Origin of the sequence: Microcoleus sp. T2B6 (genome assembly GCF_036700475.1) — a bacterium.
GTDB lineage: Bacteria > Cyanobacteriota > Cyanobacteriia > Cyanobacteriales > Microcoleaceae > Microcoleus.
Map to the genome: position 1 here is coordinate 1 of NZ_JAUBOZ010000228.1, position 2,409 is coordinate 2,409.

At 39.4% G+C, this 2,409-nt stretch carries 1 protein-coding gene; it reads right to left on the minus strand.

The annotated features are described in order from the left end of the window. Window positions 1-2,339, minus strand: a 2,339-nt coding sequence (locus QUA00_RS36535; RefSeq protein ID WP_333413468.1) for a condensation domain-containing protein, incomplete at its 3' end; no start/stop codon positions are given. Window positions 2,340-2,409 lie beyond the last annotated feature (70 nt).

Below are 2,409 nucleotides of genomic sequence, written 5' to 3' on the forward strand. Positions count from 1 at the left end.
TGCCAATAAGCTGTTGGTAGTGCCAGGATGGTTAAGTTCCAATTAGAGCAATCTTGCAGAAATCTCTCAATTGAGTCGAGCATGGAATCGGTACGCAAGACCAGCGTTGCACCCGTAGTCAGGCTGGTATAGATTTCTTCGGCACTAGCATCAAAACTAATTGAGGAGAATTGGAGAATGCGATCGCAATTGTCTATCCCATATTCACCGATCGCATTTGTTATGTAATTGACTAGCGACCTGTGTTCAATTAAAACCCCTTTGGGTTTGCCTGTAGACCCTGATGTGTAGATAACATAAGCTAGGTTATCAGGCGTTACGCTGCTGCTAGGGTTCTCCTGACTATGAAAAGCAATTTCTTCCCAATCTTTATCAAAGTAGACAACACGCGCAGAATGTGAGGGAAGTTTCTCGACTAGCTTCAACTGAGTAAGCAGTACTGGTACAGAAGAATCTTCCAGCATGAAAGACAAGCGTTCAGACGGATAGTTTGGGTCTATGGGGACATAAGCACCACCTGCTTTGAGGATACCTAAGAGTCCTACTACCATCTCCAGGGAACGTTCGACGCAGATAGCCACCAGTGTTTCTGGTTTTACCCCCAATGCTTGTAATTGGTGTGCTAATTGGTTAGCCTTGGTGTTTAGTTCACGATAGGTTAGTTGCTGATCCTTAAAGATTACTGCTATGGCATCTGGCGTTTGTTCTGCTTGTGCTTCAAATAATTGATGAATACAGAGATTCTGAGGATAGTTTTTTTGGGTTTGATTCCACTCCAGTAATAATTGGTGTTTCTCAATCACCGTTAAAATAGGTAAATCCGATAGCTTTTGTTCTGGATTCGCTACAATACCAGCCAACACCGTTTGCAAATGCTCTATCATTCTGGCTATAGTTGTAGCATCAAATAAGTCTGTACTATATTCAAATCCTCCTATTAATCCTCGCTCGGTCTTTTGAAACGATAAGCTTAAATCAAATTTAGCTGTATGATTTGTTTCAGGATTAGATATGTTAATTATTAAATCTTTGAGCTTAATGGCAGAAGTAGTCTCATTTTCTAAGGAAAAATCTATTTGAAATAAAGGTGAATAGCTTAAATTCCGATCTGGATGTAATGCTCCGACTAGCTTATCAAATGGTAACTCTTGATGCTCGTAAGCTTCTAAGACAACTTTTTTAACCTGTTGTAATAACTCCAGGAAGGTTGGATTATTTGATAAATCTGTGCGTAGCACTAAAGTATTCACAAAAAATCCGATCATTCCCTGATTTTGAGGGTTTTGGCGGTTCGCAGATGGAGATCCAACCACAATATCGGGTTGATTAGTGTAGCGATAGAGCAATACTTTAAATGCAGTAAGAAGTAAGATAAAGAGTGTAACTCCTTGCTGCTGACTCAAATTTACGAGGGCTTCACTAATGTCTGGCTCAATCGTAAAGAATAGGGTTTCTCCGCGAAAGGATTGTACGGCAGGTCGGGGACGATCTGTTGGTAATTCCAACAAGGCTGGCATTCCTGTTAGTTTTCGTTGCCAGTAAGCAAGTTGAGATTCTAAAACTTCTCCCTGTAACCACTGCTTCTGCCATACAGCAAAATCTACATATTGAAGATTGATTTCAGGTAAATGGGGTTTACCTGGTTCAACCAAAGCTGAGTAAATAGTCGTAACTTCCTGAATAAAAATATTGACAGACCAACCATCAAAGATAATGTGGTGGATTGTTAGCAGTAAAATATTTTCTGTTAGGGTAAGCTGAACTAATTCTGCCCTTATTAAAGAATCTTCAGCCAGATTAAATATATGGCTAATGGCAAGAGAAGCTAATTTCTGACACTCTAAATCTCGTTGACTAGCTGACAAAGAACGCAAATCAACGATTGGTAAAGTAAAATCTCTAGTCGCATTTATGACTTGAGCAGGTTTTCCATCAACAGTAATAAAGTTAGTGCGTAAGATTTCATGACTAGCGATCAATAATTGCAAGCTTGACTCTAAAGCAACAATATCGAGTTGACCGCTAAAATGCAAGTTCAGAGGAATATTATAGAAGGGGCTATTAGGTTGTAGTTTGTAGAGGAACCAAAGTCCCTCTTGAGTAAAGGAAAGAGGAAATGTATTGTTTTCTGTTCTGGAGATCGGAGCAATCGCAGTGGTTTTAGCTTGAAGATTAGCTTGTTGCAAAAACGAGATAATTTCTGCTTTGCGATCGCTAATTTCTGACTTGAGAGCAGGTGTAAGAATCCCTTCAGGAGCCTTGCAGCGGAGGCGTCCTCCTTCCAAAAACAGGTTAATATCTAACTTGCGTAAATGATTAAAAAATTCAATGATATTCATTAAAATTCTACCTCCTCTAAATTATTGGTGCTAGTGTTAACATTTTGGTTTACCCAAGAAATTGCTTCAA